This is a genomic window from Mesorhizobium sp. M7A.F.Ca.CA.004.12.1.1 (genome assembly GCF_003997835.1).
In the GTDB taxonomy this organism is placed as follows: Bacteria; Pseudomonadota; Alphaproteobacteria; order Rhizobiales; family Rhizobiaceae; genus Mesorhizobium.
This window is the reverse complement of sequence record NZ_RZRK01000223.1, coordinates 1-8233: the sequence shown is the minus strand read 5'-3', so window position 1 is coordinate 8233 and position 8233 is coordinate 1. Positions and strand designations below refer to the sequence as shown.

At 64.4% G+C, this 8233-nt stretch carries 7 protein-coding genes; 4 read left to right on the top strand and 3 right to left on the bottom strand.

The features are described 5' to 3' along the window. Positions 1 to 142: 142 nt before the first annotated feature. Positions 143 to 1498 carry a chloride channel protein gene (locus EN984_RS14080; RefSeq protein WP_127271175.1) on the bottom strand — a complete coding sequence of 452 codons (1356 nt, stop codon included), beginning with the start codon at positions 1496 to 1498 and terminating at the stop codon, positions 143 to 145. A gap of 158 nt (positions 1499 to 1656) precedes the next feature. Between EN984_RS14080 and rlmN the strand changes: the two genes are divergently transcribed. The 3 genes from rlmN to EN984_RS14065 are packed head-to-tail and all read left to right on the top strand — an operon-like array spanning position 1657 to position 3820. Continuing rightward, positions 1657 to 2892 (top strand): 23S rRNA (adenine(2503)-C(2))-methyltransferase RlmN, encoded by a 1236-nt coding sequence (gene rlmN / locus EN984_RS14075; RefSeq protein WP_127271171.1) that lies wholly within the window; start codon positions 1657 to 1659, stop codon positions 2890 to 2892. A 35-nt stretch (positions 2893 to 2927) separates the two neighbouring features. Further along, positions 2928 to 3344, top strand: a complete 417-nt coding sequence (locus EN984_RS14070; protein ID WP_236382957.1) for a hypothetical protein — start codon at positions 2928 to 2930, stop codon at positions 3342 to 3344. Beyond that, positions 3341 to 3820, top strand: a complete 480-nt coding sequence (locus tag EN984_RS14065) for a hypothetical protein (RefSeq protein ID WP_127271178.1) — start codon at positions 3341 to 3343, stop codon at positions 3818 to 3820. The genes EN984_RS14070 and EN984_RS14065 overlap by 4 nt, the downstream gene beginning before the upstream one ends. Positions 3821 to 3826: 6 nt before the next feature. Here EN984_RS14065 and EN984_RS14060 read toward each other — a convergent pair whose 3' ends face one another. Both EN984_RS14060 and EN984_RS14055 read right to left on the bottom strand, forming a co-directional pair. Beyond that, positions 3827 to 4468, bottom strand: coding sequence for a LysE family translocator (locus EN984_RS14060; protein WP_127271180.1), 642 nt, complete (start codon positions 4466 to 4468; stop codon positions 3827 to 3829). 125 nt (positions 4469 to 4593) lie between these two features. After that, the gene (locus tag EN984_RS14055; protein ID WP_236382960.1) at positions 4594 to 6669 is read right to left on the bottom strand and encodes a bifunctional diguanylate cyclase/phosphodiesterase; all 2076 of its coding nucleotides are present in this window, start codon (positions 6667 to 6669) and stop codon (positions 4594 to 4596) included. A 298-nt stretch (positions 6670 to 6967) separates the two neighbouring features. On the opposite strand from EN984_RS14055, the gene EN984_RS14050 reads away from it, so the two are divergent. Next, positions 6968 to 8191, top strand: a complete 1224-nt coding sequence (locus tag EN984_RS14050; RefSeq protein ID WP_127271182.1) for an argininosuccinate synthase — start codon at positions 6968 to 6970, stop codon at positions 8189 to 8191. Positions 8192 to 8233: the final 42 nt, after the last annotated feature.

Below are 8233 nucleotides of genomic sequence, written 5' to 3'. Positions count from 1 at the left end.
GCAATCCCACCTCCTATGTCTTCTCGCTGAAAGGTATTTCGGCGGCGCTGACGTCGATTGCCAAGTGCAAATAGGCAAGGAGTGCAGGCACGCACTTCGCTTTGAATGAAAGGCCGGGCCGCGAAGCCCGGCCTTTTTGCTTTCAGCCTTGCGCCGATCCCGGCCCGGCCTCCGCCCGCCGCCGCCGGATCGCCTCGGCGATGAAAACACGCGACAGCGCGTGGTAGAGCGGCTCGTGCGAGATCATCCGCGCCGTACCGTAGCCCAGCATCGAGGCCAGCATCAGCGCGATGACATTGTCGTGATTGCCGGTCATCTCCAGGATGATGACGAAAGCCGTCATCGGCGCCTGCACCACCCCGGCGAAATAGCCGGCCATGCCGAGCAGTGCCGCAGCCCCCGTGCTGGCGCCGAAGAGGAGGCCGAGCGAACTGCCGATGCCGGCGCCGACCGCCAGCGAGGGCGCGAAGATGCCGCCCGGAATGCCCGAGATCATCGACAGCAGTCCCGCCAGGAACTTTTCGGCAAAGAAGAACCATGGCAGCGGCGTGCCTTCGACGGCGCCCCGTGCCTGCACGTAACCGGTGCCGAAGGTCAGCCCGCCCGAGGCGATGCCGATCACTGCAACCAGCAGCCCGCAGACGGCCGCGACCAGCAAAGCGCGCTGCAAAGGCTGCCCAGTGTTCCAGCGCCGGATCCGGCGTGTCGCCTTCAACGCCAGCAGCGAAAACAGCGCGCCGAGCCCGCCGCCGATGACGCCGCAGGCGATCACCAGCGGCCACTCGGCGGCAAACGAGATCGTGTCCTTGGCGACGCCGAAATAGGTGTAGTTGCCGAGCAGGCCGAGCGAGGCGAGGCCGGCCAGGATCACCGCCGTCAGCACCAGCCCGTTGGTACGCGCCTCGTAGGTGCGGCCCATCTCCTCGATGGCGAAGACGATGCCGGCCAGCGGCGTGTTGAAGGCGGCGGCGATACCGGCGGCCGACCCGGCCAGAATCAGGCCCCGCGCCTGCACCATGCCGCCCCAGCGCGCCGCCTGCAGCATCAGCGACGCGCCGACCTGCACGGTCGGACCCTCGCGGCCGATCGAGGCGCCGCAGAACAGGCCGACGATGGTGAGCATGATTTTGCCGACCACCAGCTTGAGGGACAGGATATGACTTCGGTCCTCGTCGTCGCGAAGATGGCGGGCGGCGATCGCCTGCGGAATGCCGCTGCCTTGCGAGCCGGGAACGAAGGTGTGGGCAAGCCAGGCGCACAGCACGAAACCCAACGGCGTAACGGCAAGCGGCAGATAGAAACGCCAGCCGCCTCCGTCTCCTGTCATCAGGTGAAACAGTTCCTGCGCCCTGTCCGCCAGCACCGCGAACAGCACGCTGATCACACCGATGCCAAGCGCCCCGGCCCAGAACACCAGGCGCGGCTGCCACACCCGCCGTGAGCCCCACATCGCGCGCGAACGCCGCAGCATGGGATATCTTCGCGATGTGCCGGCCATGTCTGTCCTCGAGCGGGGAGTATCGAGCCCTAACACGTGCAGGCCAGAGGTTAAACCGGCACAACCCATGACTCTGCCCTCAACCTGTGCTATGCGCCGCGCTTCCTTTCCGGCACGATGCGTGAAATCGGCCGCAAACCGCTTATATCAGTGCAACCATGACCCTTTCATTCGATCTCACCACTGACGGCGCCCGCGACGCGTTGCGCGCCCGCGCGGCACAGCCCGAAAAGCCGTCGCTGATCGGCCTGACGCGGGTCGAGCTCGCCGAGGCTCTGGTTGCATCAGGCACTGTGCCCGAGCGCCAGGCGAAAATGCGCGCCCAGCAGCTGTGGCACTGGATGTATGTGCGCGGCGTCTCCGATTTCGCCGGCATGTTCAACATTTCCAAGGATCTGCGCGCCGAACTGGACAAGCACTTCACCGTCGCCAGGCCCGAGATCGTCGAGGAGCAGATTTCCGCCGACGGCACGCGCAAATGGCTGTTCCGCTTTCCGCCGCGCGGCGCCGGCCGGCCGGTCGAGATCGAGACTGTCTACATTCCCGAAGAGGGTCGCGGCACGCTGTGCATCTCCTCGCAGGTGGGCTGCACGCTGACCTGCTCGTTTTGCCACACCGGCACGCAGAAGCTGGTGCGCAATCTGACGGCTGAGGAGATCCTCGCCCAGCTGCTCACCGCCCGCGACCGGCTCGGCGATTTTCCCGACCGCGACACGCCCGACGGCGCCATCGTGCCGGCCGAGGGCCGCAAAGTGTCCAACATCGTCATGATGGGAATGGGCGAACCGCTTTACAATTTCGAAGCGGTCAAGAAGGCGCTGCTGATCGCTTCCGACGGTGACGGCCTTTCCTTGTCGAAGCGCCGCATCACGCTGTCGACCTCCGGCGTCGTGCCGGAAATCTTCCGCACCGGCGAGGAGATCGGCGTCATGCTGGCGATCTCGCTGCATGCCACCAATGACGATCTGCGCGACCTGCTTGTGCCGATCAACAAGAAGTATCCGCTGAAGGAGCTGATCGCCGCCTGCCGCGCCTATCCCGGCCTGTCGAACGCCAAGCGCATCACCTTCGAATATGTGATGCTGAAGGATGTCAACGATTCCATCGAGGACGCCAAGGGGCTGATCAAGCTGCTCAAGGGCATTCCGGCCAAGATCAATTTGATCCCGTTCAACCCGTGGCCTGGCACCAACTACCAGTGCTCGGACTGGGAGACGATCGAGAAATTCGCCGACTACATCAACAACGCCGGCTATGCCTCGCCGATCCGCACGCCACGCGGCCGCGACATCCTCGCCGCCTGCGGCCAGCTCAAGTCCGACTCCGAGCGCATGCGCAAGGTCGACCGGCTGGCGCTGGAAGCGATGATGATAGCGGGGCACGGCGAGGCGTGAGCCGCCCCGTCGCCTGGCTGAAGCGCCTCGCCGTGATGGCGGTCGGCTATATCGCCGCCGTGCTGACCTCGATCCTGGTCCCGGTGCTGCTGATCGCTCTTCTGGAAGGTTTGGAAGATGGCAACTGGTCCATCATTTTCGCTTTCGACTGGCTGGGTTCCTTCCCGCTCGCGGTGTTGACCGTGACGATCGCCGCGCTGCTAATCGTCGGCCCGGCGCTCTTTGTCGCTGAATGGTTTTCGCTTCGGGGATGGTTCTACTTTGCCGCCACGGGTGCGATCACGTCCATCGCCTTTGGCGTGTCCATGCCGCGCTCGGCCGGCAGTTTTATCTTCAATCCGGGCTTTCTCGGTTTCCTGGCCACCGCCGGCATTGCCGCCGGTTCGGTCTACTGGCTTCTGGCCGGACGCAAGTCGGGCATGCGCCGGGATTTGGGCCGAGATCTGGGATGACCCGTCTCGTCGGCTACCTCATCCGTTTCACCGTCATCCTGTTCGGCTATGCCATCGCCTCGCTGGCGGCGAGCGCCTTCCTCAACATCCTGTTCCTGGCCTCTCTCGGCTACGCACCGGAGCAAGCGCAACCGGCGGTGACGGCTTCCCTGTATTTCTCGATTCCCTTCGTCGCCCTGTTCGTCGCCTATTTCGCCCTGATGCCGGCTTGCATAGTCATCCTGCTTGCCGAGATCCTCGGCCGGCGAGACTGGCTGTACTATGCCTTGGCGGGCGCGGCGGTTGCCGGCGTTTTCCTCGGGCTTGCCGACCACAGCGGTGACACCGCCTTCACGGTCAGGGACACCAGCGCCATCATGGCGGTGATCGGCGGCGGCATGGTCGGCGGCATCTTCTACTGGCTCAGCGCCGGGCGCTGGGCCGGAAGCTGGTGGCAAGGCGAACCAGAATCCGGCGATGGTGGTCGAGCAGGATGACGGCCGCTATTTCGCCTGGGCCGTCAGGATCTTGAGCGCGAAGGCGGAGAACACGCCGGCAAAGAGATAGTCGACCACCCGCGTGACGCGCGGGCTGGCCTTCATCGCCGCCGAGAACTTTTCCGCCGCCAGCACCATCGGCACGGTCACCGGGACCGACAACACGATGAACATGAGTCCGAGGAAAAACAGCTTTCCCGGGGCGTTCGGATCATGCGCGGAGACGAACTGCGGCAGGAAGGTCATGAAGAACAGGATGATCTTCGGGTTGAGCAGATTGACGCCGAGTCCCGCCGCCCAGCTGCGCAACAGCGAAATCTCGGGGCCGGTCTTCTTCTCCGGCGAAAAGGCCGAGCCCCTGGTGATCGCCTGCCAGGCCAGGAAGACGAGATAGCCCGCGCCGAAGATCTTCAGCACGAAGAAAGCCATCGGCGAGGCGACGATCAGTGCCGAGACACCGACAACCACCAGCGTGGTGTGGATCAGCGTGCCGCACAGCGCGCCGGCCATCGAGGCAAAGCCGGTGGCACGGCCCTGGTTGAGCGTGCGCGAGACGAACAGCGTCATGTCCGGACCCGGCGTGATCGCCAGGATGACCGTGGCAATGGCGAACTGGATCAGCGTGGCGGTGTCTGGAATGAACGACATGAGCGGCCCCAGGGAATTGGGAGGCCTATACAGGATGCGCCATGACGATGCCAGACACAGCAGCCACCCGATGTCGATCCAGCAGGCGTCCGCAAGGCATTCGCTGGACGGCCGGCCGCGGCGTCCTATGCCTGCCTGCTCAGCCGCATCCTCGCCGGCTCCTCCGCGACGAGTTGATCGTTGCTAACATCGGCGTCCCCGGTGATCTGGTCGATCGGCTTGGGCCGGCCGAGGAAATAGCCTTGCGCCTCGTTGCAGCCTTCGACCTGCAGGATGGTGAGCTGGACATGCGTCTCGACGCCTTCGGCAAGCACCGGAATGTCGAGGCTGCGGCCCAGCGTCAGCACCGCCCGGATGATGGCCTTGGCCTGCGGGCTTCGCTCGACGTCAGCCATGAACGAGCGGTCGAGTTTGATCTTGTCGAAGGGAAACGAGCGCAGCGTATCGAGCGATGAATAGCCGGTGCCGAAATCGTCGATCGCGATCGTCACCCCCAGCGCCTTGATCTGGCGCAGGACATGCAGCGTGCGCACCTTGTCGGCGACGATCGTCGATTCGGTGAGCTCCAGCTCCAACCGTTTCGGCGACAGCCCGGTCTCGATCAGGATTTGATGGATGAGCTTGGCGAGATCGGCATGGGCGAACTGTACCGGTGACAGATTGACCGCGATCTTGTGGCCATTGCCCCACGAGGCCGCCTGGCGGCACGCGGTCCGCAGCACCCATTCGCCGATCGCCATGATCGAGCCGTTCTCTTCGGCAATCGGGATGAATTCAGCGGGCGGAATCATGCCGTGCACGGGATGGGTCCAGCGCAGCAGCGCCTCGTAGCCGCAGGTGGCGCCGGTCGGGACCGAGGTCTGCACCTGATAGTGCAGCGAAAGCTCGCCGCGGTCGATCGCCTGGCGAAGGTCGGTGGCCAAGGCGCGGCGCGCCCGCGCCGTCTCGTCCATGGCGGATTCGTAGAAGCAGACGGCTCGCGTGACGTCGTTCTTCGCCCGGTACATGGCAAGATCGGCGTTGCTGACCAGCCGCTCGCGGTCGGCCCCGTCGCGCGGATAGACGGCGACGCCGATGCTGGCGCCCGCGGCGATCTCGAAATCGTCGAGCCGCAACGGTTCGAACAGGGATTTCTCCAGCCGCGAGACCAGCCCGAGAAGGTCCTTCTGATCCTTGAAGCGCTTGATCGCGGCGAACTCGTCACCGCCGAGCCGGGCGACGAACTCGCCCTCGCCGGTGAGTTTCGCCAGCCTGCGGGCGACGATCTTGAGCGCCTGGTCGCCGGCCGCATGCCCCCTGAGGTCGTTGATCTCCTTGAAGCGGTCGAGATCGATGACGATGACCGCCGTCATTGTGTCCTCGCCCTCGCGTGCCCGGTCGATCTCATGGTCGAGGCGGTCGTTGAAGGAGACCCGGTTGGGAAGGCCGGTAAGGGCGTCGTTGAGGGCGAGATGCTGAAGCCGCTCGAAACTCTCCAGACGGCCACGCTCATCGATCAGATAGCTGGCGAAGCCGGTGGCCGCGACGATCAGGCCCACCACGGCGACGGCGACCGCCATTGCCACCAGAATATCGGGATTGGTGCCTGTGCTGATGAAGGACAGCGGCGTCACCGCCACCGCGGCCATAGCCGTGAAATGCAGGCCGACGATCGCCAGCACCAGCAGCCCGATGGCGAGATAATGCGACCAGCGGTATGGCCGGCGCACGGCATGGCCGACGGCCAAGGCGGAGAACACGGCCGAGATGACCAGTGAGGCCACGACATAGGAGCCGTCCCATTCGACGATGCCGGCAACATGATAAGCCATCATGCCGGTGTAGTGCATGGACGAAATCGCCAGGCCGACGACGATGCCGCCCCATTCCGGAGCCAGGCGCCGGCTCTTGCCGGATGCGAGGGTGAAGCCCAGCCCGGTGCCGATGATGGCGATGACCAGGGATGCCATGGTCAGGACCGGATCGAAGGTGATCGGCGCGCCGGGCTGGTAGGCCAGCATGGCGATGAAATGGGTGCACCAGATCGACGAGCCGGCGGCGACCGCGGTCAGGAACAGCCAGCCCTTCATCTGCACGCCGGCGGTTTTCCTCGAACGGTCGAAGAGGCCGATCGTCACCCAGCAGCCGGTGACGCACATCAGCGCCGCCAGCAGGACAAGCCACAGATTATGCTCCATGGCGATGCATGATATAACGCGCATCAAGAACGGCCCGAGTCCGAGGACACCCACGACAAAGCAGGCAAGAAGCCGCCCGGAACGTGGTCAAGGCGGCTTTGTCGTAAGTGTTAGCGGCACGGCGTGAAAACTTGATTAAGTCCCTCCAGCAAATGCAGCCTTTGATTGCAGCAGATTGTTTTCGCTGCCGGCCGCCCCCGGCCATGCGCTGGACCAGAAGCCGTGCATGCACGCGTGCTTGCTCGCTCTGCCGTTCCTGCTAAAAGGCGCTGCGACAATCCGTGACGCCCAGGCTGGGGCGTCCGCCATCGACGGAGTAGAAATGTCCAAGGCCAAAGACGTCAAAAAAGTCGTGCTTGCCTATTCAGGCGGTCTCGACACATCCATCATCCTGAAATGGCTGCAGACTGAACTCGGCGCCGAAGTCGTGACTTTCACCGCCGATCTCGGCCAGGGCGGCGAACTCGAGCCGGCCCGTCGCAAGGCCGAGATGATGGGCATCAAGGACATCCGCGTCGTCGACGTGCGCGAGGAATTCGTGTCCGACTTCGTCTTCCCGATGTTCCGCGCCAACACCGTCTATGAAGGCACCTATCTGCTTGGCACCTCGATCGCGCGGCCGCTGATCTCCAAGCATCTGGTCGATATAGCGCGGGAAACCGGCGCCGACGCGATCGCGCATGGCGCCACCGGCAAGGGCAACGATCAGGTGCGCTTCGAGCTTTCGGCTTACGCATTGAACCCCGACATCAAGGTCATCGCGCCGTGGCGCGACTGGTCATTCAAGTCGCGCACCGACCTGATGAATTTCGCCGAGCAGCACCAGATCCCGGTGCCGAAGGACAAGAAGGGCGACGCACCGTTCTCGGTCGACGCCAACCTTTTGCATTCGTCCTCCGAGGGCAAGGTGCTGGAAGACCCGTGGGTGGAGCCGCCCGAATTCGTCCACCAGCGCACCGTTTCGCCGATGGACGCACCTGATACCGTCACCGAGATCGAGATCGAGTTCCTGAAGGGCGATCCGATCGCGCTGAACGGCAAGAAGCTGTCGCCGGCGACCATGCTGGCGGCACTCAACGATCTTGGCCGCGACAATGGCATCGGCCGGCTCGACCTGGTCGAGAACCGCTTCGTCGGCATGAAATCGCGTGGCGTCTACGAAACACCAGGCGGCACGATCCTGATTGCCGCCCACCGCGCCATCGAATCGATCACGCTCGACCGTGGGGCCGCCCATCTCAAGGACGAGTTCATGCCGCGTTACGCTGAGCTGATCTACAACGGCTTCTGGTTCGCGCCCGAACGGCTGATGCTGCAGGCGATGATCGACAAGAGCCAGGAAGAGGTCGAGGGCACGGTGCGCCTCAAGCTCTACAAGGGCAACGTCATGGTCACCGGCCGCAAGTCGAAGAAGACGCTCTATTCGGATGCGCTGGTCACCTTCGAGGACGACCGCGGCGCCTACGACCAGAAGGACGCCGCCGGCTTCATCCGTCTCAATGCGCTGCGGCTGAGGACGCTGGCCGCGCGCAACCGCGCCAAGTAGGGCGGATGCGCGGTTGCGCGCGGCCAGCGTCCTCAGCCGCAG